Raw genomic sequence first — 22,545 nt, 5'->3', positions numbered from 1 at the left:
TTCTTTTTTTTTTTTGTGATGGTGTACATCGTTTTATTTGTTTCGTTCCTTCTAGCAATTGATTGGAGGGCAAAGAGAAGACTCCCGCGGAAAGCGAAGCCTTGCACGGAAATCAATTGCGGTGTCATAAGCAGTCCAGCTCATGTATCTCATTTGTTCGTCTTTCGATTGGATTTATTTCGTTATGTCTCAACCTCTTTTTTATTCGACAAGCAGCATCTTTTGTCGAAAAACAACTTGTAAAAAAAAGATAAACGGTATTCCTATAGCAATGTAAGCGTTTGTAAATTCCGACAAAATAATTTTTTTGCGAAAAAAATGTCTATTATTGCGACTCTATTTACATATTTAGTAGAATTTGTAATAATGCGTTATAAGCTAATTTCTTTGTCATAGGAGAGGATTTTGTGTTTGGAGTGAGAAATAGAACGAAATCAGAGAGATTATTAGTGGAAATCGTCCAAAAAAGACAAAAGATGGTGCAGCTCGGAGAAGAAAAAGGTCTGACTAATGAAGAAACCGTTACCTGTAGTCAAGAGCTTGATCAGCTCTTACTCGTTTATCAAAAGCAGCGTTTAAAAGAAGAGGAAGAAAAGACATCGTTTGCCACACTGATTAGCCGCTTTTTATCTTTTTCAAAGCTGTAATGCAGGACAAGCATTCGGGATCGGGCAGTGAAACAATTACGCTGCCCGTGGCCTCTCTTCAGCTTTAAAAAATGTTAATTAAAAAAATCATAAACAAAATACCAAAAATAAACGAATAAGTAGCAAATCTTTCGTTTCCATCGCCGTGACTTTCCGGAATTAACTCTTTATAAATAATAAAAAGCATGGCTCCAGCAGCAAACGCTAATCCATATGAAACGAGAGACTCCACAAAATTAGTTAAATAAAACCCGAGTAAAGACGTTACAATTTCAACTGATCCTGTAAGGGTAGCAATTAAAAATGCTTTTATTTTACTGATATTTTGCTGAGCTAAAAATAGCGCGACCAACAGTCCTTCAGGTGCATTTTGAAGACCGATTGCAAGGGCAATTAAGTTCCCTGTATTTTCAACATTTGAAGCGTAGCTCACACCAACAGACAGTCCTTCAGGAAGGTTGTGCAACGTAATAGCGGAAACAATTAAAAGTGCTTTTTCATCAAACTGTATGCCGGTTTTAGAATGCTCAAGATCAATGTGAGGAATATTCTGCTCCAAGAGTGTTAATGTTACCACGCCAAGCAGTAAGCCAATCGCTAAGGAAAAAAAACCGCCGCTTTGAAGAGATTCTGGAATTAAGCTCATAGTAGAAGCTGCTGTCATAATGCCTGCAGTGAGCGCAAGAAGTATATCTTTCCAGCGATGAGTGAGTTCTTGATTCAAAAATAGAATAGGCAAAGCGCCTACTCCAGTCGATAGCGCAGAAAGAATGCTTCCAATTAGTACCTCAGTCATAAACCGTCTCCTTTTACGTATTCTTCTTTTTATCCTCAATTCACATCGTTCTTTTAGTGTATGTTTTTTTGTTTTCTATGAGCATGACTATTTTAAAAATGAACAGCTTTATGCAATAATTTTACAAAAAAGTTGAACCAGTGAAGGTTCAACTTTTTAGGTGAAGTACAGCTCCTGAACTTGGTTAGCAATGTGCTCAAGCTTATTGGAAACTTGAGGAATGCCATATCCTACATACAAAGGAGATGTGGCAAAGCGAGGAATGATTTTCGCTGCAATTTTGCCGTTTTTAAGATTATAAAAAAACAAGTTGTAGCTCGTGCAGCTACGATGAAAATGATTTAATAAATAGTGAGCAGCCGTTTGAAGATAATCTGCAAACGTGTGCAGCTCTTTGTCAAGCTGATCTGTTATCACGTTAAATTCAAAAAAGCCCATTCGAGGTTTTACAGATAAATTAAATGTGACGTGTTCATTTTTGGCAATTGTGACTCCTTCAAACTGCTCTAGCTTCACATTTTCATTTACATCCATCTCATTTAAACCAATAATTTGCATATGAGGATGTCGTAATGATCCTCCGGACATGGGGCCGTGGTTTTTAAAGAAAAGAACAGAAGCATATTCTCCGCTGTTCATCATCGATATCCATCGTTCAGTAGCAAAACTCAGCAAGGTATACAGATGTTCTTTTGGATAAATAGATAGTTCTGACGAACACTCATCGGTCTCAATAATAACCGTCTGATAAGCATCTTGCAGAACGGGAAACTTATTTTTTAGCCAAATGATAGGTCCTTGTTTTTCAATGATGCCTGTAAGAGATTCTACGTCGCAAAAGGGACAGGGGTTTTGCCGGTTAACGATTGTTTCAGGCTTTTGCGAACCAATCGCGGAATTAAATAATAAATGGGTTGGTTTCATAATCATTCACCTTTTTATGTAATGTTCATATGTTTATTGTATTAAAAGCATATGTATAAATCCACTTATATACATTTTTTATCAAAAAAATTGTACAAGCAGAGAGAATAACCGATGAAATAAGCCTGCTTTGATTGACTTTGAAGGGAAATTTTAGTATTATCTTGATATCAAGATAATATCAAAGGAACTGATTAAAATGACGAATGATGTAACTAGAGAAGAGTTAGACCAATCTCTTAAATTATTTATTGTACTATCTCGTGCCAATCGTTCAATTAATGATCATGTGCATAAATTTATTCAACAGCATGGAATGAATCCAACCGAATTTGCTGTCCTAGAGTTATTGTACCACAAAGGCCAGCAGCCTCTTCAGCAAATTGGCGGAAAAATTCTGTTGGCAAGCGGCAGTATTACGTATGTAGTAGACAAGCTTGAGAAAAAAGGCTTCTTGGAGCGTGTTGCTTGTCCGAACGATCGTCGCGTAACCTATGCAGCTATCACCAAGCAAGGCAAGGAAATGATTGAAAGCATGTTTCCGAGTCACGAAAAAAGAATTCATGAAATTTTATCCGTTTTATCTAGCGAAGAAAAGGAAGTTGCCATTTCGATGCTTAAGAAACTAGGGCACTATGCAGATGAATTTTTGCCGGAATCGACTAATTAAGTAAGGAAAGCTCGTTTGTTTCTGTTGAACAAACGAGTTTTTTCTATGACTTCTTTCATGACCAATCGACATAAAAAATAAAAAGTGACAAAAAATTGAAATTAACAGGAATACAGCTGGATAAAAACGAATTAGGTTACATACAGACATATAGAGGAAGGGGAATAAATGATGAAATTTGAGAATTATACATATACGCGACCTGATATGAATGAAATTGAAAAGCAGTTTGAAAAGGCCATTACACATTTTACGGAAGCAGGGTCAGTCAGTCAGCAAAATGAGGCAATTCGTCTAGCAAACGATGCGTATTCTCAGTACAGTACAATGGGGAACATCTGCTATATTCGTCATTCTATCGACACAGCCAATGAATTTTATAAAGAAGAACAAGACTATTTTGATGAAACACAGCCGCTTTTAGAAGGATACGTAGAGAAATTTTACAAAGCCTTAATCTCTTCACCTTTTAAACCGGAACTAGAAGAAAAGTGGGGAAAGCAGCTGTTTTCTCTTGCTGAAATGCAGTTAAAAACGTTCTCTCCTGAAATAGTAAAAGAGCTGCAGGAAGAAAATAAGCTATCATCTCAATATACGAAGCTAGTGGCGTCAGCTAAAATTGTATTTGAAGGAGAAGAAAGAACGTTAGCTCAGCTCGATCCGTTTATGGAGTCATCTGATCGAGAAATGAGAAAAAAAGCAGCAGAAGCGAAGTTTCAATTTTTTACTGATCATGAAGAGGAATTTGATGATATTTACGACAAGCTTGTAAAAGTGCGGACTAAGCTTGCTGAAAAATTAGGCTATAAAAATTTCGTAGAAGTGGGCTATGCTCGTATGTCTAGAATAGGGTACGATGCTGAAATGGTTGCCGCTTTTCGCCAACAAGTGAAAGAGTATATTGTTCCCCTTACTGAAAAACTAAAAAAGCGTCAGCAGGAAAGAATTCAAGTAGAGAGCTTAACTTATTATGATGAACCGTTTCAGTTTGAAACAGGAAACGCAGTGCCAAAAGGTGATGAAAAGTGGATTATTGAAAATGGACGGGTTATGTATAAGGAGCTTTCTAAAGAAACGGACGAATTTTTTTCCTTTATGCTTGAAAATAATTTAATGGATTTAGTCGCTAAAAAGGGCAAAGCAGGCGGAGGCTACTGTACGTTTATTGAAGAATACAAAGCGCCGTTTATTTTTTCAAACTTTAATGGAACATCAGGCGATATTGATGTGTTAACGCATGAAGCAGGGCATGCTTTTCAAGTGTATTCCAGCCGAGATATGGAAACCAATGAGTATCACTGGCCTACGCATGAAGGAGCTGAAATTCATTCGATGAGCATGGAGTATTTTACATGGCCTTGGATGGAGTTGTTCTTTAAAGAAGACAAAGATAAATACCAGTTTTCTCATTTAAGCTCAGGCTTAACTTTCTTGCCTTACGGGGTAGCAGTAGATGAATTTCAGCATGCTGTATACGAACGCCCTGAGATGACGCCTTCGGAACGAAAACAAACGTGGCGAGAAATTGAAAAGAAATATATGCCTTCTAAAAACTATGATGGCCATCGTTATCTAGAAAGCGGTGGCTTCTGGCAGCGCCAGCTTCATATTTACACGTCTCCGTTTTATTATATTGATTATACGCTCGCTCAAATTTGTGCATTTCAATTTTGGAAAAAGGATCGAGAAAATCATGAACAAGCATGGCAAGATTACGTTCATTTGTGTAAGCTTGGCGGAAGTAAGCCATTTTTAGAATTAGTAGAGGAAGCGAATTTGATCTCTCCATTCGAAGAGGGCTGCGTGCAGTCTGTAGTAGATGAAATTGAAAACTATTTAAATAGTATTGATGATAAAAAGCTATAAAAACAGGGCTTGAGACATAACAAAATCAATCGAATCTAAAGACGAACAAATGTGAGAAACAATCTAGTATGAATCGCTTGTTACACCGCCGTTGATTTCCGTGCAAGGCTTCGCTTTCCGCGGGCGGCTGGTGAGCCTCCTCGGCGCTTATGCTCCTGCGGGGTCTCACCTATTCCGCTTTTCCCGCAGGAGTCTTCGCCTTGCCCTCCAATCAACAGCTAGAAGCACCTAGATTAAACCTACGCTCACCCTCATAATAAAAAAATCCGAATGAGTTTGATTTTTAATTAAAAAATAAACTCGTTCGGATCTTCCTTCAACTAACATACTTTTGTTCTAGCCTCTTTTTTTAATGGTTCACTCCTTGTTCCCATAAAGGAATCGTAAGGGTAACGCTGGTTCCTTCGCCCACAGTGCTTTTAATCTCAAATGTTCCTTTATGCTGATACAGAATGTTTTTAATCACAACAAGTCCAAGACCGGTGCCTGATGGCTTCGTGGTAAAAAAGGGCTTTTGAATGTGCGTAAGCAAATTTGAGGGAATACCCACTCCTGTATCTTTAATGAAAATAGTAAGGCCTTTAGTATGCTGAGTAACGTTTAAATGAATTTCTCCTCCGCTAGGCATAGCTTCGAGCGCATTTTTTAATAAATTAATGAGTACTTGCTTAATTTGATTGGCATCACAGCAGATGTATGTATGCGGAGCTTCCACCTGCGTTTTAACTACGACGTTTTTTAATACACATTCTGATTCATACAGAAGAATAACGTCATTTAAAATAGTAGAGAATGCATGTTTTTTCATAACCGTATCATGAGGTTTAGCGAGCAATAAAAATTCTCCAACGATTGAGTTAATACGATTCAGTTCACTCAGCATGATGGTTGTATAAGAATGATAGCGGCTGCTGTCTTCATGAATAAGCTGAATAAATCCATTCAGGGAAGTAAGCGGATTTCGAATTTCATGAGCGATGCCCGCTGCCATTTCGCCGGCTAAAGATAATTTATCGGTTTGGCGAAGAAATTTTTCTGTTTCCTTTTCTTCTGTAAGATCGCGTGAAATACCAAAAAGCGCAACGACTTGCTGATCACGATTAAAAATAGGTGAAACAGTGATTTCTACATCAATTATTTTTCCGTCTTTTCGCTTATCTTGGGTTTCAAAGGCTACCAGCTTTTCTCCTTTTTTAACCCTGTCTAATCGGTTTTCAGCGTCGCCTTTTAAGCCAGTAGGAATAAACGGGATGGTTTTTCCGACAATTTCTTCCGCTTTCCATCCGTATATTTGCTCAAAAGCATCGTTTACTTTAATCACTTTGCCGTCTAGACTGAACACGGAAATGGCGTCGCGATTGTATGTGAAAAAAGATTGTAAATACTCTTGAGCTGAGTAAAGTTCATCTTCGGTTTTGTTCATTTTGACCGTCGTAATAGCAATCAATTTTTTAGAGAAATGAGCACAATACAACAAAATAATCATTGTGATCAGCGTAAACAAAATGAAATAAACGATATCTAATTTCACGAAAGTCACAGATGTAAAAAGAGTGTTGCTTACATAAAAGTACAAAACAATTATTATGGACATTAATGTAGAAGTTACAATAGCGATATAGCTATAGTAAATAAAGCTAACAATTATTCCAAGAAACAAAAACAAATAATTAATAACAGCAGGTTCAATAGATGTTATGTACGCAATATAGGCATAATAGCATATAAAAAAAGAATACATAATGATAGCAGGATGAAAATGAAAGTAATACATAGCCGTCACTACCAATAATAAAACCCCTCCGCTTATAAAAACAATCAGATGAGGATCAGCTGCAATAAAGTGGTATAACACAATGTGGACAAAATACAGCAGCCAAAAAATAAGTAAAAGAATAAAATTACGTTTTTTTATGAGGTTGTGTGATTCCATAAAAAATCCCTTTCTTAAATGGTGAATAATTTTATAGGAGAATAACTTCATAGTCAGCTAGTCGCACGATACAGTAATATATCACTCATATTAGCATAGTTACAACTATGTGAATAGCCGAATTGAGCACTTAGACCAAGGAAGATAGATCTAGAATGTGGCTGGTCATAAACTATTAAGGAAATATGAGGGGAATATGAACGAAATGAAGGAGATGTAAAGCTTTTGTGATAACCTTGTAAAAGTGAACTTTTTTCCAATTGGATAGGCTATACTGCCAGTAGAGCCATATGAATGGTGACTACATAGAGGCTCAGATGATTCGAAAGGAGACGGTAAAATGAACAAAAGTTTATTAGTCAAGTTATTTGGATCACTTCTAGCAATTATGTTAATCACAGCATGCAACTCACAAACGGATGAAAAAGATGCAACAGAACAGCAAACCGAACAGTCGGATGATACTCAATCGGAGGATACAACAACAGATGATTCACAGGAAACAATGACGCAAGACGAAGCAGATGATTCATCTGGGGATGAAGCAGCTGATGATCAAGAAGAATCAACGGATAGTGCGGACGACAAAACAGATGAAAGTAAATAAACGAAAGTATTTCTATAAAAAAAAGCGACTCAAGTAGAGTCGCTTTTTCTATTAGTTTTGTACGGTGATTTCGCTTGCTGCATTTAACGTTACGTTCACTGTTGATACGTCCGCATCATCTAACAGTAAATCTGTAATTCGATCTTCAAGCTGTTCTTGAATTGCTCGGCGGAGTGGTCTAGCACCGAATGCAGGGTGATAGCCAAGTTCAGCCAGTTTTTCTTTTACCTCATCTGCTACGCTCAGCGTGATGTTTTGTTCTTGTAATGTTTCTTTCAATTCAGCAAGCATAAGGTCAACGATTTTAATCAAGTTATCTTTTTCAAGGTGATTAAATTCAATGATTGTATCAAATCGATTTAAAAACTCTGGTTTGAAATAAGATGAAAGTGAATCTAAAACGGATGCCTGCTTAAGCGCATCATTTTCTGCGTCAAACCCAACCGTAATTTTCTTTTCACCTACACCAGCGTTACTTGTCATAATGATAACCGTGTCTTTGAAGCTTACTGTGCGACCTTGACTATCCGTTAGACGTCCATCTTCTAAAATTTGCAAAAACATATGCTGAACGTCTGGATGAGCTTTTTCAATTTCATCTAGTAAGATGATGGAATAAGGGTTACGGCGTACTTTCTCTGTTAATTGTCCTGCCTCTTCGTGACCTACGTAGCCAGGAGGTGAACCGATTAATTTAGACACCGCGTGTTTTTCCATGTATTCACTCATATCTAGACGAACCATTGCATCTTTTGAGCCGAACAGTTCTTCAGCTAATGTTTTGGTTAACTCTGTTTTACCGACACCTGTTGGACCGACAAATAAGAATGAACCAATTGGGCGATGCTTCGCTTTTAATCCAGCGCGAGAACGTCGAATTGCTTTTGCTACTTTTTCGACAGCTTCCTGCTGTCCGATTACTTTTTGAGCTAAGTGCTCTGCTAAATGCTTCATTTTTGCTGATTCATTTTCTTGAAGTTTACCAACAGGGATACCCGTTTTCTTTTCAATAATGGCTTGAATGTCAGCAATATCCACATTCATTTTTTGCTGTTCTTCGTTTAGTTGTTTTTCAAGAGCAGCTTCTTCATCGCGCAGTTTTGCCGCTACTTCATATTTTTCATCCTTTAGCGCCTGCTCTTTTTCTTTTGTAATTTCTTTTAAGCGAGCGGCTGCGTCGTCTTTATTTGTAATGCCTGCCTGTAAGTTCATTTTTGAACCTGCTTCATCTAGCAAGTCAATTGCTTTATCAGGCAAGAAACGATCTTGAATGTAGCGGTGTGATAAATTTACACAAGCGCGGATCGCTTCATCTGTATAGCTAACGCCGTGATAATCTTCATATTTACTTTGAATTCCTTTTAGAATTTCAACGGCTTCTTCTACAGACGGTTCGTGAACCATAACCGGCTGGAAACGTCGTTCAAGAGCCGCATCTTTTTCAATGGAACGGTACTCTTTTAAAGTTGTAGCTCCGACTACTTGAAGTTCACCTCGTGCAAGAGCAGGTTTTAAAATATTGCTTGCGTCCATTGAACCTTCCGCTGAACCTGCTCCTACAAGAAGGTGGATTTCATCGATAAATAAAATCACGTTTTTTCGCTGTTGAAGCTCGGAAATTAACTGTTTCATACGCTCTTCAAATTGACCTCGCACGCCCGTATTAGCTACGAGTGATGCTACATCTAACAGATATACATCTTTATTTAGCAGCTTTGCAGGAACTTTTCCTTCCGCAATTTTTAAAGCTAACCCTTCGACTACAGCTGTTTTACCAACACCGGGTTCTCCAATTAGTACCGGGTTGTTTTTGTTTCTTCTATTTAAAATTTCAATGACGCGCTCTACTTCTTCTTCGCGGCCAATAACAGGGTCAATTAATCCCGTTTTCGCAATTTGAGTTAAGTTTCGACCAAATTGATCTAAAAAGCCTCCGCCGCCGTTTCCTTGCTGTGGCTGCTCCGGTGCAGCTTGTTCGTGCGCCATTTGCTTGAATAAATCATCGATGTTCATAAAGCCGCCACCTCCAAAGCCTGATGGGATTTTATGTTCTTTCATTAGTGCTTGATAACATGTATGACATAAACGATATTGAGATTTTTGATTATTTGTTTGTACATTTAATTGAATAGATGCTTCACGTTTATTACAGTTTTGACAAATCATTTAATTAGCCTCCCTAAATGATTTTAATCGAAGATCAGCAGGTGTTTGACCTTTCTTGACCTTTCATAATCTCATTATACTTTGACCTTTTTTGACTTTCAAGTCTTTTGCTTAAAAATTTTTTGAGGGAAGTTCCTCGCTTATGTACAAAAGGTAGTACATTAAAAAAACGTGTGTTTTGTGTGTACCCGTTTTATATATATAAAAACATTAGAAGCATTTTGTACAATGATTTGCTTAGATAGAGAATAAATATTAATAAGAAGAAAAGTGGAAAAATGAGTGCAGAGCCTGCCGTTGGATAAAATAAGTTATTGACAGCAAGAAGGATAAAAATTATACTCAAGAAGGTTTGCACTTAACTGCGTAAAAGCATAAAAGCGTTTAAGTGAAAAAGAAAGATAGAAAGGGAATACCTCATGAAAAAAGAAATTTCATTTATACAATCAATAGCGGTGGTTTTGGTGCTATTAGCTATTATTTTTGTTTCATTATTTATGTTAAAGCTGCCGCCTCATATTCCGCTAATATTTGGTGTAGCATTTATTAGTGTGATTGGCTTTTTGTTGAAATATAAGTGGACAGAAATGGAGAAAGGCATTTTAGACGGTGTTAGACTTGGCATTAAGCCTATCCTTATTCTAATGCTGATCGGGATGCTCATTGCGATTTGGATGGTAGGAGGAACGATACCGACGATTTTATCCTACGGCTTCCACTGGATTTCACCGCAGTACTTTTTAATTAGTGCTTTGGTTATCACCGTGTTAGTTTCAACATTCACGGGAAGTTCATTAACAACCGTCAGTACGGTAGGAGTCGCTTTATTTGGCGTGGGAACTGCTATTGGTGTACATCCAGGGCTAGCAGCAGGGATGATTGTTTCAGGAGCTGTGTTTGGAGATAAGATGTCTCCATTGTCTGATACAACAAATTTTGCTTCTGGTATCGTTGAAGTACCGCTCCCTAAACATATTCAGCATATTACGTGGACGACGGTTCCAAGTATTGTTATTACAGCAATCATTGCATTGGTAATCGGAATGAACGGAAATCATGAAAGCGTCAATTACGGAGAAATTCAAGGAATTCAAGAAGCATTAAAACATACGTTTAATTTACACGTGTTAACGTTGCTTTCTCCACTCTTAGTTCTTATTTTTTCGATGAGAAGAGTCGATGTATTGCCAACGTTAGTTTTAGGGATTGTAACGGCCATTATTACAGGAATGATTACACAGCATGAATTTACGCTGAGTCAATTGCTAGGGGTTCTTCAAAGCGGGCCAGCAATCGAGTCAGGCAATAAAGTAGTCGATGCGATTGTAAACAAAGGCGGATTACAGTCCATGATGTTTTCTATTTCTCTTATCATGATTGCCTTGTCGCTAGGTGGCTTGATGAGAGCGGTTGGAATTATTGATGCTTTATTAGAAGGATTAGCAAAACAAATCCGCCGCAGCGGAGACGTTATTTTTGCTACGCTTCTATCTTCAATTGGAGTGAACGTTATTACAGGAGAACAGTATTTATCAATTCTTCTGCCTGGGCAAACGTTTAAGCCGCTGTATGAAAAGTGGAACTTAGACCCGAAAAACTTATCACGAACGCTTGAAGACGGTGGAACGGTTATTAATGCTATTATTCCGTGGGGTGTCAGCGGAGCTTTTATTTCAACTGCATTAAATATTCCAGCGGCTGACTATATTCCATTTACATTCTTTAGCATTTTATGTCCGATTTTTTCAATTATTTTAGCAAATACAGGCATTGGTATTGCCAAGAAAAAAGCTCAGTCTTAACTGGGCTTTTTTCTTTTTAAAAAAGGACAGGTAAAAAACGACAAAAAAAGTATCATTCCACTTTTCAAATCTATAATTTAATAATACAATTTACTATACGTCTTTCCTCTTCATGTACTTGTATGAATTCTTATTTCTTTATTAATGAAGAAATTTGGGTTTTGCGGTATGATAAATAAGCTGTATTGGCGATGGGATGAATGCCCTTTTTAGCAAACATTTAAGAAGGGTAAAGGCAAATGAAAACACTCATTATAAAAGAGAAAAGATATTTATTGAGGAGAGGGTTTCTGTTGAAAAAATGGGGCATCATTGCATTAATCACTGTAGCTGTGCTCGGTGTGACAGCGGTTTTTAACCGAGCTGAAAGTGATGATGTAAATAAAGAAAAATTGAATTTATTATCGCCTTATTCAAATAAAGTAGATGTATATAGAATTACGTATCCTAGTGATAATTTAAAGATAAAAGGGTTTTTAGTACAGCCTAAAGACATTGCAGACAAACATTATCCGCTTTTAGTATATAATCGCGGAGGAAATCGCGAACATGGCATGATTCGCGCAAAAACACTTCAGTATTTGTCATACTGGGCAAGTAAAGGCTACGTCGTTGTTGCGACTCAATACAGGGGAAATGGCGGAAGTGAAGGAACAGAGACGTACGGCGGTAAAGATATTGACGACGTATTAAATCTTATTAAATGGGGAGAACAGCTTCCTTATGTAAATCACCAGCAAAAGGTAGCGCTAGGATATTCACGCGGCGGTATGATGACGTATTTAACGATGAAAAACGGCGTTAAATTTGATGCTGTTGTCGTACAATCAGGTATTACAGACATGTTTCAATTCTACGACCAAAGAGGGCCTGAAATGAAACAAGTGCTGCGGACAATTGTAGGAGATCCGGCGCAGTATCCAGAGAGGTATAAAAGTCGTTCTGTTGTCTACTGGAGCGATAAAGTAAATTCACCTCTTTTAATTTTACAGGGTGATCATGATCGTAAAGTTCATCACACTCAGGCTGAAAAGCTTGTGAAACAACTAGATGAGCAGGGAAAAGAATACAAATATGTACTGTATAAAAACGGAGACCATCCGCTAACTGCTTATTATGATCAATATAACGCGGAAATTGATAAATGGTTTAAAATACATTTAGCTAAGCAGTAAAGAAATTGGAAGCAGTTTTGATGAATGGAAAAGAGCAGCTTGTTTTATCCTACTACATGTAAGCATATAAAAAGGGGATGAAGCAAAATGACTCAGTCTAAAAGTCAAAAAGAGCGTCAGTGGAACGTACGAAAGCAATCACAAAACCCATCGCATGGAAAAGTAAAGTCTTTTGAAGAACTATCAGAAGAAATCACGCCTAAACGTAAATAAGCTAACCATCATATAAAAGAAGACACAAAAAAGGAGAGCTGAAGCTCTCCTTTTTCTATGTTTGTTTATGGATTTGTAGACCACATGCCCGCAGATTTGATAAAAATACGCGGATGCAGCTTTAATTGTGCTACCATAATTTCTGCTAGGTCTTCAGGCTGCATCACTTTATCAGGATTGCCATCCGTTAAGTTTTCTTTATATGCTAATTCCGTTGCTACTGTACTTGGTGTTAGAGCTGTTACACGAATATTGTGTTTGCGCACTTCTAGCGCTAAAGATTCAGTTAAGCCAAGCACGCCAAATTTTGAAGCGCTGTAAGCACTTGTAACGGGAGCGCCTTTTTGACCAGCAGTGGATGAAATATTGATGATGTCTCCACCATTTTTTTCGATTAATTGAGGTAGAACGGCGCGCGTTACGTAGTAAACGCCCATTAAATTCACATCAATGATTTGTTTCCACTCAGCTGGGTCTAGCTCTAAAAAGCCTCCGAATTTACCGATTCCCGCATTGTTGATTAAGATATCCGTTGCCCCTAATTTTGTATGTAGATGCTCAACTGCTGCGTTTACTTCTTCCATAGAAGAAACGTCTGCTGTTGCATAAGCAACTTGTACATCAAATGCTTCCAGTTCAGAAGCAACAGCCTTTAAATCTGCCTCTGTACGAGCAATTAAACCGATATTTACGCCTTCTTTTGCTAATTCAATTGCAGTTGAACGACCGATGCCTTTTCCTGCTCCTGTAATAAGAGCTACTTTGCCTTTAAGTGATTGTGCCATGTATAGACTCCTTTCAATGTTCCGTATAAACATTCTTTATAATAACGAAGAATTATCCATTACTATCCTATAGAAATGCACAAATGATGTCAAAAATAAAGATTATTAAAATGGCTTCAAGTATAAATTTCCTTTTCATACAAAAACTATAGAGAATAAAAAGAAGAAATTCCGTTTCTTTTCGTTCAATGTAGTGGAGGATGAACAATGCGTATTAAAAAACTATCGGAGTTAACGAATAAATCCAAACAGCGGAAAGAAAAAGCTGGTGAATCGAAGGACTCTAAGGCAACTAGTGCTTCTTCCACTGAGGAAGAGCAGAAATTGTCGGAGAGAGTGGGAGATAATATCTTCCACATGAAAAAAGCATTGGGACAGAGCACGGACTTAGTGACAAGAGAGTTTCGAATTTCAATTGAAGAAAAATTCACTTTAGGTGTTGCTTACATCGACGGATTGGTAAATAAAGATGAAGTTGAACACTATGCGCTGGACTCCATTATGCATTATCACGATGAGCATTTAACTCATGATGACGGTGTCGTTAATATGTACGAGTTGATTAAAAGCTATAGTTTGGCGGCCGGTGAAATTATGGAAGCCAAAACATTGGATGATGCTCTTCTTCATGTTTTATCAGGAGATACCGTGCTGTTTTTAGAAGGGTATCAAACGTGTATTGTGGCAAGTACAAGAGGGTGGAGAGACAGGGCTGTTTCTGAACCACAATCTCAGACCGTTGTAAGAGGACCTCGAGACAGTTTTACAGAAACACTGCGAACGAATACCGCATTGATTCGGCGCCGAATAAAATCTCCAAAACTTTGGATTGAATCTCAGCAAATAGGAGAGTTTACAAAAACGGATATTGCGCTCGTTTATATAGACGGCATTGCGGATGAACAGGTCATTCAAGAGGTAAAAGAGCGTCTTTCTAAAATTGATATAGACGGTATTTTGGAGAGCGGATATATCGAAGAGTTGATTCAAGATGAAGATTATACACCTTTTCCTACTATGCATAACACGGAGCGTCCAGACTCCGTGGCAGCAGGTCTTTTAGAGGGGCGGATAGCCATTTTAGTAGACGGTACACCTTTTGTATTGATGGTTCCTGCCCTATTTATTCAATTTTTTCAGGCGGCCGAAGATTATTACCAGCGCGCAGATATTAGTACATTGATTCGCTTAATGCGCTACATGGCATTTTTCTTAGCCCTTTTAACACCTTCTGCTTATATTGCTTTAACTACTTTTCATCAAGAGATGCTTCCTTTTGCTTTGTTAATTAGTATTGCAGCTCAAAGGGAAGGTGTGCCTTTTCCAGCTATTATTGAAGCGTTTATTATGGAAATCACGTTTGAAATTTTGCGAGAAGCGGGAGTCCGATTGCCTCGAGCAGTAGGTTCAGCTATTTCAATCGTGGGAGCACTCGTTTTAGGAGAAGCCGCCGTACAAGCTGGATTAGTATCGCCTGCAATGGTTATCGTTGTATCCATCACCGCTATTAGTAACTTTGTTTCACCGGTGTATGATATGGCCATTGCAGTAAGGATGCTGCGCTTTATTTTAATGGTTTTAGCAGCTACTTTTGGCTTGTTCGGTATTATCCTCGGGCTAATTTTAATGATTTTACATTTATGCAGCTTAAGGTCATTTGGAGTCCCTTATATGACACCTATGGCTCCCTTTGTGAAGCGTGATCAAAAGGATGTTCTAATTAGACGTTCGATCAAAAAAATGAAAACAAGGCCAAAGCTTATTAACGAGAAGAATATTTCACGTCAAAAGACGCAAAAAAACTAAACTGTGCAAAGGTGGCCGGTTACTATGAAAGCATTTCTGATGTTATGTATCTGTTCATTGCTGTTAAGCGGCTGCTGGAGCAGTCGAGAGTTGAATGAGCTAGCCATTACGGTTGCTGTCGGAATTGATAAAGCAGAAGATGGCATTATTGTTACAGTTCAGCTGATTAACCCTGGTGATATTCAGGCCAAAACCCCTACAAACGGGCCTTCTGTTACCACATTCTCTATTAAGGCTTCGTCTGTAATGGAAGGGTTAAGAAAAATAACGACAAAATCCCCGCGGAAAATTTATCTTTCTCATTTACGAATGCTAGTCATTAGCGAAAGCATGGCGGAAGAGGGTATTGCTGAAGTGCTTGATTTCTTTGCTCGGGATCATGAAGTGCGTACCGATTATTTTGTTGTTGTTGCTAAAAACACGAAAGCATCGAGCGTTCTGAACGTATTAACAACAATTGAAAAAATACCAGCTAACCATATGTTTGCTTCATTAGACGTCTCTCAGCGTATTTGGGCACCCACTAGAGGCGTAAAGTTAAATGAACTGATCAGTAACTTAACGAGCGAAGGAAAGCAGGCGGTGTTATCGGGAGTATTGGTCAAAGGCGACGTGAAAAAGGCAGGAGATATGTCGAGCATTTCCCGGACCAATCTGTCCACCCTGCTCAATTTTAAAGGATTAGGTGTCTTTCAAAATGATAAGCTGATCGGCTGGTTCAATGAAGACGAAAGTAAAGGATATAACTATATTACAGGAAATGTAAAAAGTACGTTAATTGTTATTCCATGCGAAGGAAAAGAAAAACAGCACGATATCATCGGAGTAGAAATGCTTCGAACGAACGTGAAGGTAACGGCTTCTATGAAAAACCATAAGCCTCATATTCACGTGGATTTAAAAGGTGAAGCAAACGTGGCAGATGTAGAGTGTCAAGTAAACTTACAGGACCCAGCTGTAATCAATATGCTCGAACGAAAAACAGCAGCGGACGTAAAAGAAAAAATGAATGACGCAGTGGAAAAAGCTCAAAAAGATTATAAAAGTGATATCTTCGGTTTTGGAGAAACGTTTTACAGACAAGATGTAAAGAGATGGTACAAAATGAAAAGAGACTGGAACAGAATTTACGCAGAAGATTTAACCGTCGAGTTAGATGCCAAAGTTCAAATCCGTCGCTTAGGCACGTTAAATAACTCATATATGAAGCAAATGAAGCATTAAGGAGAAAGAAAATGGAGGGATTTATCGCCTTACTCGTACTTCTTGCTTATTTGACTAAAAAAATTATGATTAACTTCCGAAAGGAAAAGTATTACCGTGAAATCGTTGTCTATCTTTGTCTTATAGGTATGGGTTTATTCTTTTGGGGAGCCATTACACTCCGTAAAGAAGTACCTACGCCTCTGTACTTTTTAGAGGAACTCATTAAGCCTCTTACTAAAACCGTTCATCATCTGTTATTTACGTAAGCATGTAGGAGAGAAGGGGTGTATGATGCAAATAAAAGAATTTATTACTCCGAAACAACTTCTTTTTCTCATTTATTTTTTTTGTATCGGAAGCGCTATTTTGGCAGTTCCGGCTACGTTATTAGAAACGAATAGACAAAATGCCTGGGTATGTAGTGTGCTTGCTATTGGCTTTGCCCTTTTAATTGTTGCGGTGCTGTTATGGCTGATGCACCGTTACCCTCAGCAAACGTTCATTGAAATAGCTAAAAAAGCGCTAGGTCCTTACGCCGGAGCGTGTATGTCTCTTATTTACATTTTTTTTATGTTCATTCAATCTACGTTTTCCCTTCGAGATATCAGTACATTTATGACGACGCAAATTGTCCCTGAAACGCTGCCTACGTGGATTCATGCTCTTGTGATTTTAGCGGTTATATACGGAGGGTATTTAGGCATTGAAGTGATAGCGAGAACCGCGGAAATCTTTTTACCGTGGATCGTCGTCCCTTTTTTATTGTTAATTTCGTTAAATATTCCTCAGATGAAACTGGATCGTCTTTACCCTTTGTTTGAATTCCGCATGGATGATTTAGTGTTAGGAACCACGTATTTCTTAGGAAATCCGTTTATGGAATTGATTTTTGTGCTAATGATTACGCCTCATATAAAAGATGGCAAAAAGGTAAAAAGAATGATTGTTATCGGCACTGTGGCATCGGGCTTGACGATTACGATTGCAGTTGCGGCTTGTATATTAGCTCTTGGCGCGAATATTGCATCAATGCACAGCTACCCAGTTTATTTATTAGGAAAAATGATTTCGTTAGGTGCAACGATACAGCACGTTGAAGTATTAGTAGCTATTATTTGGATGTTATCTATCTTTTTTAAAGTTGTCATTGTGTTCTATGCTATTCAGTTAAGTATCGCTCAATTATGTAATTTACGGGTGCGCAATTTTTTGAGCTTTCCTTTAGGTCTAATCATTACAGGCGTGGCGTATTACATTATTCCAAATACAGCATACTTCAATTATTTTGAAAAATATTACTGGCCGTTTTATTTATTTGTACTAAGCGTCTGTTTTCCGTTGTTATTTATTGCGCTTTCTTATATAAAGAGAAATAAGGCAGCTAAAGGTGATAGAAGCCAACAAACATAGCATTATTTATACGTATGTGGTATAGTATACGATGACAATTCAAGAAGAAACGCCGTACACGTTTGTATATGTACGGGAGAGGTTCGAAAACTCCCTCTATAAAAAACTAAGATCATCGTTGATGACAAAAGACACGGTTTTAGCGTGTCTTCTTTCACGTGCTTTTCTATCAACACGTCTTTTTGACGTGTATGCTGGCGAGGACGTGTATCTTAGTTGCTTTTTAGGGAGATTGCTGGAAAAGAGCAGTCTCTTTTTTGTGTTATAAAATTAGTCACAAAGGGAACGAACGGTTCAATAAAGTTTCTTCTTCTTTTGATTTCAATCAAAAAGGAGACGAACAATAATGATGAAAAATGAAAAAGCTATTGTTGTATTTAGCGGAGGTCAAGATAGTACAACATGTCTATTTTGGGCTTTGAAAAACTTTAAAGAAGTAGAAACGGTTACTTTCCAATACGGTCAGCGTCATAGTCAAGAGATAGAGGTAGCAAAAGCTATCGCAGCTGATTTAGGTGTGAAGCATACCGTCCTAGATATGTCACTTTTAAATCAATTAGCACCAAATGCCTTAACGCGAGATGATATTGAAATTGAGCAAAAAGAAGGAGAGTTGCCTACAACGTTTGTGGATGGCCGCAATCTGTTATTTTTATCATTTGCTGCCGTACTTGCTAAAAACAGCGGAGGCCGTCATATCGTAACAGGCGTTTGTGAAACTGATTTTTCGGGATATCCAGACTGTCGAGACGTATTTGTGAAATCGTTAAACGTCACGCTTAATTTATCAATGGACTTCGAGTTTGTGATTCATACGCCGCTTATGTGGATTGATAAAGCAGAAACGTGGGCGTTAGCGGATGAGCTAGGAGCGCTTGAATATGTGCGTGAAAAAACATTAACGTGCTACAACGGTATTGTTGCTGATGGGTGCGGCGAATGTCCCGCATGTCAATTGCGAAAACGCGGGTTAGATCAATACTTGCAAACAAAAGAAGGAGGAGAAAAATAATGCTGCAACAAATGTATCCTCAAGTCTTTCATGACTATGAATATGAATTGAACAAAGATATGCAGTTTGCTGCGGCACATTTTGTTCCTCATACAGAAGCAGGAAAATGCCGTCAAGTCCATGGACATACGTATTTTGTAAATTTAACTGTTGCCGGAGATACATTAGACGAAGCGGGCTTTTTAGTAAACTTTGCGCTATTGAAAAAAATTGTTTCTGGTCAATTTGATCATACATTATTGAACGATCATTCTATCTTTAACGAAGAAAATCCAAATGATTTTCCTACAACTGAAGTTGTTGCTCGTAAAATTTATGAGTTGGTTCAAGAATATCTAGACACACTACCAAATAAGCCTTCTTGCGTACAAGTATTCGTGCGGGAAACGCCGACAAGTTACGTAGTTTACCGCCCAAAGAAGGTGAAAAAACGTGGCTAATACAATTCCAGTACTTGAAATATTCGGCCCAACGATTCAAGGGGAAGGAATGGTTGTAGGACGTAAGACGATGTTTGTTCGTACCGCAGGCTGTGATTATTCCTGCAGCTGGTGTGATTCAGCTTTTACATGGGATGGATCAGCTAAAAACGATATTCGTCAACTAACAGCAGAACAAATTTGGACGGAGCTTAAAGAAATTGGAGGAGAGTGCTTTGATCACGTCACCATTTCTGGAGGAAACCCTGCGCTTATCAAGGCGATTGGTTCATTTGTAGAGCTTTTGCACAGTCATGGGGTAAAAGCAGCTCTTGAAACACAGGGAAGCCGTTATCAGGATTGGTTCCTAAAGATCGATGATTTAACGATTTCTCCTAAGCCTCCAAGTTCATTAATGAAAACAAATTTCTCCGTATTAGACGATATTATAGAGACATTAATAAAGGAAAAACGCATGGCGCACATAAGCATAAAAGTCGTTGTATTTAATGATGAGGACTTTGAATATGCAGCATCTGTTCATGAACGTTATCCTGAGGTTCCATTTTTTGTTCAAGTAGGCAACGAGGACTTAACGACAATCGATAATGCGTCGTTAACACAAGAATTGCTTAAAAAGTATGAGTGGTTAATCGACAAGGCAGTGGCAGCTAAAAACATGAACGATGTAAGAGTTCTGCCGCAGGTTCACGCCCTTGTTTGGGGAAATAAACGAGGCGTGTAAGCGCATAGCAAAAAATTTACAAAGAAAAATAAAAACAGATATATACAAAATAAAAAAACGCTGTTAGAATGACAATCGTAGAAAGAGAGGAAATGCAAATGAGCGGTCGAAAAGATGAAGAATTAGAAGGTGTATCACTCCTTGGAAATCAAGGAACAAACTATTTGTTTGAATATTCACCAGAGATTCTAGAAGCATTTGATAACAAACATCCAAATCGTGATTATTTTGTGAAATTTAACTGTCCGGAATTTACGAGCTTATGTCCAAAAACGGGTCAGCCGGATTTCGCAACCATTTATATTAGTTACATTCCAGATGAAAAAATGGTGGAAAGCAAGTCGTTAAAGCTTTATTTGTTCAGCTTCCGTAACCATGGAGATTTCCATGAAGACTGTATGAATATTATTATGAATGACTTAATTAAACTGATGAATCCAAGATATATTGAAGTATGGGGAAAATTCACACCACGCGGCGGGATTTCAATTGATCCATATACAAACTATGGCCGTCCTGGTACGAAGTATGAAGAAATGGCTAATTATCGCCTGATGAATCATGATTTATACCCAGAAACAATTGATAATCGTTAATTCGAACAAACAGGTTGTGTATGCAACCTGTTTTCCATTGCAAAAACAACAGATGAGAAGGTGAAAGAATGTCACAGAGATCAGCATTAGTATTAGGTGCAAGCGGACTTGTTGGTCAAGAACTTTTAAAAATGTTATTAAGCAACAGCTTATATAACCATGTGACAGTGTTTGTTCGAAAAAAGCTACCAATCGAACACACAAAGCTACGTCAGCTTGAAATTGATTTTTCAGAGCTTGATAAGCACGAAGAATGCTTTGCAGTTGATGATGTATATTGCTGTTTAGGCACGACAATGAAAAAAGCAAAAACAAAAGCGAAATTCATTAAAGTTGACTACGAATTTCCTTTAAAAGCGGCTAAATGTGCAGAAAAATATCGCTGCAAAAACTTTTTAACGATTACAGCAATTGGTGCTGATCTTCGTTCGCCATTCTTTTACAGTAAAGTAAAGGGGCAAGTAGAAGAAGATATCGCAAGCTTGTATATCCGTTCTACTCACTTTTTCCGCCCATCGTTATTATTAGGCAAGCGCCAAGAGTTTCGCCTATTTGAAAAGCTTGGGGGATACACGTTAAAGTCGTGTTCATTTTGCCTTGTAGGAAAGTGGAGAAAATATCGTCCAATTAAAGCGTATAACGTAGCCAAATCCATGATGAAAGCTGCACTTGAAGATAAATGTGGTGTTCATGTACATGAAAGCCAAGACATCTATACAGGTGAATGCTATTATTCGTTTACCAACGGCAAGCGCGTGTTATCAAAATAAAAAAAGCCTCTTCATAAGAAGAGGCTTTTTTCTATCTTCCGTCAGCATCCGCGTTCCCATCACCATCACCATCGTGATCGTGATTAGAAGCAGATTCACTCCAGCTTGTGTAGGAGTTAGAATCTTCTTCGGCATAATTCATGGGTTCAACGGATGTTTTTTTATTTGAAGTTTGCTTGCGTTTAAAAACGAACTGCACGATGAAAAAAAGAATGACAATAAGTGCAACGATAAACAATACAGTATCAAACATGCTAGTAATTCCTTTCAGTAAGTAGGTAGTAGTAGCTTGTTCTTATTGTCACACGAAAATAAGGCCCTTTCAAGAAAAAATGGGGCCTGGTTTTGTTTCTTTAAGGAAACTTTTTTTATCTTAGCCATATATTATTGTATGAAGAAACATTTTAGAAAAGAGGGAGTACAGTGAAAAAAAGTTCGAAGGATGTTAAGGTTCAACAGTATATTTATCTCATGTATAAGCTGGGAATTATTACAGAAGAACAAAAGAATCAGTTCTTTCAAAACCACTAAAAAAGCAACCGTTTTTGCGTTCCGGTTGCTTTTTCCCTTTACATAGCGGGATTAATAATCGTGTAGTTTTTGTGATTGACAACAGTTCGCTGTTCTAAGTCTAAATCCCGGTAGTTTGTCATGTAAGTCAAATCAACAATCACGGAGTTTTCATTTACTTTTTCGACAATGCCCTGTAAGCCATTTTTAAATTCTATCAAGTTTCCTACCTCTGCTATTTTCATCATTCATCGCTCCTTTGTTTTAAATTAGTTCATTATTAATTTTTTAAATAATTTTAATTTTGAAAATAGTGAAACTAGTTAGCGTTTTCTTTTTTTACAATTTTGCCTTAAAACTGGGAATTAGTAAAGGGTTTTTTGAAAAAATATAAAATAAAATTGAAAAAACAAGTAAAATGTGCTGAGGAATAAAAGGAATTGGTAGCTTTAACGAAAGAGAGAAGCAACACAGTTCCATCTTTGTT

At 37.8% G+C, this 22,545-nt stretch carries 24 protein-coding genes and 1 riboswitch; of the genes, 16 read left to right on the top strand and 8 right to left on the bottom strand.

The annotated features are described in order from the left end of the window. The first annotated feature begins 407 nt into the window (after positions 1-407). Complete coding sequence (locus tag ACRPLQ_RS13050; RefSeq protein ID WP_013082228.1) at positions 408-647, top strand: aspartyl-phosphate phosphatase Spo0E family protein; 240 nt, start codon at positions 408-410, stop codon at positions 645-647. Between the two features lie 64 nt (positions 648-711). Here the strand turns inward: ACRPLQ_RS13050 and ACRPLQ_RS13045 are convergent, their stop codons facing one another. Both ACRPLQ_RS13045 and ACRPLQ_RS13040 read right to left on the bottom strand, forming a co-directional pair. Further along, the gene (locus ACRPLQ_RS13045; RefSeq protein WP_028414161.1) at positions 712-1,443 is read right to left on the bottom strand and encodes a ZIP family metal transporter; all 732 of its coding nucleotides are present in this window, start codon (positions 1,441-1,443) and stop codon (positions 712-714) included. A gap of 156 nt (positions 1,444-1,599) precedes the next feature. Continuing rightward, positions 1,600-2,367 (bottom strand): DUF4931 domain-containing protein, encoded by a 768-nt coding sequence (locus ACRPLQ_RS13040; protein ID WP_028414160.1) that lies wholly within the window; start codon positions 2,365-2,367, stop codon positions 1,600-1,602. 199 nt (positions 2,368-2,566) lie between these two features. Here ACRPLQ_RS13040 and ACRPLQ_RS13035 point away from each other — a divergent pair, with 199 nt between their 5' ends. Together ACRPLQ_RS13035 and ACRPLQ_RS13030 are read left to right on the top strand one after the other, a co-directional pair. Next, the gene (locus ACRPLQ_RS13035) at positions 2,567-3,037 is read left to right on the top strand and encodes a MarR family winged helix-turn-helix transcriptional regulator (protein WP_034268232.1); all 471 of its coding nucleotides are present in this window, start codon (positions 2,567-2,569) and stop codon (positions 3,035-3,037) included. Between the two features lie 171 nt (positions 3,038-3,208). Beyond that, the gene (locus ACRPLQ_RS13030; protein ID WP_165635665.1) at positions 3,209-4,903 is read left to right on the top strand and encodes a M3 family oligoendopeptidase; all 1,695 of its coding nucleotides are present in this window, start codon (positions 3,209-3,211) and stop codon (positions 4,901-4,903) included. Between the two features lie 80 nt (positions 4,904-4,983). Here ACRPLQ_RS13030 and ACRPLQ_RS13025 read toward each other — a convergent pair whose 3' ends face one another. Together ACRPLQ_RS13025 and ACRPLQ_RS13020 are read right to left on the bottom strand one after the other, a co-directional pair. Then, complete coding sequence (locus tag ACRPLQ_RS13025) at positions 4,984-5,118, bottom strand: hypothetical protein (protein ID WP_014461068.1); 135 nt, start codon at positions 5,116-5,118, stop codon at positions 4,984-4,986. Between the two features lie 134 nt (positions 5,119-5,252). Next, complete coding sequence (locus tag ACRPLQ_RS13020) at positions 5,253-6,836, bottom strand: PAS domain S-box protein (protein WP_165635666.1); 1,584 nt, start codon at positions 6,834-6,836, stop codon at positions 5,253-5,255. A 340-nt stretch (positions 6,837-7,176) separates the two neighbouring features. Here ACRPLQ_RS13020 and ACRPLQ_RS13015 point away from each other — a divergent pair, with 340 nt between their 5' ends. Continuing rightward, entirely contained in the window at positions 7,177-7,443 is a 267-nt protein-coding gene (locus ACRPLQ_RS13015; RefSeq protein WP_165635667.1) for a hypothetical protein, read from the top strand. 51 nt (positions 7,444-7,494) lie between these two features. Here ACRPLQ_RS13015 and ACRPLQ_RS13010 read toward each other — a convergent pair whose 3' ends face one another. Beyond that, a complete protein-coding gene (locus tag ACRPLQ_RS13010; protein ID WP_328141362.1) occupies positions 7,495-9,609 on the bottom strand; it encodes an ATP-dependent Clp protease ATP-binding subunit in 2,115 nt (704 codons plus the stop codon). Positions 9,610-10,028: 419 nt separating this feature from the next. Here ACRPLQ_RS13010 and nhaC point away from each other — a divergent pair, with 419 nt between their 5' ends. The 3 genes from nhaC (at position 10,029) to ACRPLQ_RS12995 (ending at position 12,799) form a co-directional block, all read left to right on the top strand. Then, a complete protein-coding gene (nhaC, locus tag ACRPLQ_RS13005) occupies positions 10,029-11,411 on the top strand; it encodes a Na+/H+ antiporter NhaC (RefSeq protein ID WP_432236039.1) in 1,383 nt (460 codons plus the stop codon). Positions 11,412-11,704: 293 nt separating this feature from the next. Beyond that, entirely contained in the window at positions 11,705-12,586 is an 882-nt protein-coding gene (locus ACRPLQ_RS13000) for an alpha/beta hydrolase family protein (protein WP_286128087.1), read from the top strand. An 87-nt stretch (positions 12,587-12,673) separates the two neighbouring features. Beyond that, a complete protein-coding gene (locus ACRPLQ_RS12995) occupies positions 12,674-12,799 on the top strand; it encodes a DUF6254 family protein (RefSeq protein WP_013082238.1) in 126 nt (41 codons plus the stop codon). Positions 12,800-12,864: 65 nt separating this feature from the next. Here the strand turns inward: ACRPLQ_RS12995 and ACRPLQ_RS12990 are convergent, their stop codons facing one another. Beyond that, entirely contained in the window at positions 12,865-13,584 is a 720-nt protein-coding gene (locus ACRPLQ_RS12990; protein WP_028414153.1) for a 3-ketoacyl-ACP reductase, read from the bottom strand. A 207-nt stretch (positions 13,585-13,791) separates the two neighbouring features. Here ACRPLQ_RS12990 and ACRPLQ_RS12985 point away from each other — a divergent pair, with 207 nt between their 5' ends. The 9 genes from ACRPLQ_RS12985 (at position 13,792) to ACRPLQ_RS12945 (ending at position 21,548) form a co-directional block, all read left to right on the top strand. After that, on the top strand, positions 13,792-15,390 hold the full coding sequence (locus ACRPLQ_RS12985; protein WP_028414152.1) for a spore germination protein: 1,599 nt from the start codon (positions 13,792-13,794) through the stop codon (positions 15,388-15,390). 24 nt (positions 15,391-15,414) lie between these two features. Further along, the gene (locus ACRPLQ_RS12980) at positions 15,415-16,614 is read left to right on the top strand and encodes a Ger(x)C family spore germination protein (protein WP_432236038.1); all 1,200 of its coding nucleotides are present in this window, start codon (positions 15,415-15,417) and stop codon (positions 16,612-16,614) included. Positions 16,615-16,625: 11 nt separating this feature from the next. Beyond that, positions 16,626-16,862 carry a hypothetical protein gene (locus ACRPLQ_RS12975; protein ID WP_033578382.1) on the top strand — a complete coding sequence of 79 codons (237 nt, stop codon included), beginning with the start codon at positions 16,626-16,628 and terminating at the stop codon, positions 16,860-16,862. Positions 16,863-16,884: 22 nt separating this feature from the next. Next, positions 16,885-18,006, top strand: a complete 1,122-nt coding sequence (locus tag ACRPLQ_RS12970) for a GerAB/ArcD/ProY family transporter (protein ID WP_028414149.1) — start codon at positions 16,885-16,887, stop codon at positions 18,004-18,006. Positions 18,007-18,078: 72 nt separating this feature from the next. Beyond that, a riboswitch (PreQ1 riboswitch) is annotated at positions 18,079-18,122 on the top strand. Between the two features lie 230 nt (positions 18,123-18,352). Next, the gene (queC, locus tag ACRPLQ_RS12965) at positions 18,353-19,018 is read left to right on the top strand and encodes a 7-cyano-7-deazaguanine synthase QueC (protein ID WP_028414148.1); all 666 of its coding nucleotides are present in this window, start codon (positions 18,353-18,355) and stop codon (positions 19,016-19,018) included. Continuing rightward, positions 19,018-19,458, top strand: a complete 441-nt coding sequence (gene queD, locus ACRPLQ_RS12960) for a 6-carboxytetrahydropterin synthase QueD (RefSeq protein ID WP_013055983.1) — start codon at positions 19,018-19,020, stop codon at positions 19,456-19,458. Before queC ends, queD begins: the two co-directional genes overlap by 1 nt. Further along, positions 19,451-20,182, top strand: coding sequence for a 7-carboxy-7-deazaguanine synthase QueE (gene queE / locus ACRPLQ_RS12955; RefSeq protein ID WP_098112870.1), 732 nt, complete (start codon positions 19,451-19,453; stop codon positions 20,180-20,182). Before queD ends, queE begins: the two co-directional genes overlap by 8 nt. 98 nt (positions 20,183-20,280) lie before the next feature. Beyond that, positions 20,281-20,778, top strand: a complete 498-nt coding sequence (queF, locus tag ACRPLQ_RS12950; protein WP_013055985.1) for a preQ(1) synthase — start codon at positions 20,281-20,283, stop codon at positions 20,776-20,778. A 68-nt stretch (positions 20,779-20,846) separates the two neighbouring features. Further along, positions 20,847-21,548, top strand: a complete 702-nt coding sequence (locus ACRPLQ_RS12945) for an NAD(P)H-binding protein (RefSeq protein ID WP_028414147.1) — start codon at positions 20,847-20,849, stop codon at positions 21,546-21,548. 31 nt (positions 21,549-21,579) lie between these two features. Here ACRPLQ_RS12945 and ACRPLQ_RS12940 read toward each other — a convergent pair whose 3' ends face one another. Next, the gene (locus ACRPLQ_RS12940; protein ID WP_047751404.1) at positions 21,580-21,801 is read right to left on the bottom strand and encodes a hypothetical protein; all 222 of its coding nucleotides are present in this window, start codon (positions 21,799-21,801) and stop codon (positions 21,580-21,582) included. A gap of 316 nt (positions 21,802-22,117) precedes the next feature. After that, the gene (locus ACRPLQ_RS12935; RefSeq protein ID WP_013055988.1) at positions 22,118-22,303 is read right to left on the bottom strand and encodes a YkvS family protein; all 186 of its coding nucleotides are present in this window, start codon (positions 22,301-22,303) and stop codon (positions 22,118-22,120) included. Between the last annotated feature and the right edge of the window lie 242 nt (positions 22,304-22,545).

It is taken from the genome of Priestia sp. TRN 1309, assembly GCF_050846875.1.
Lineage (GTDB): Bacteria > Bacillota > Bacilli > Bacillales > Bacillaceae_H > Priestia > Priestia zanthoxyli.
Note: the sequence above shows the minus strand (reverse complement) of the source record. Positions and strands in the feature narration are given on the sequence as shown.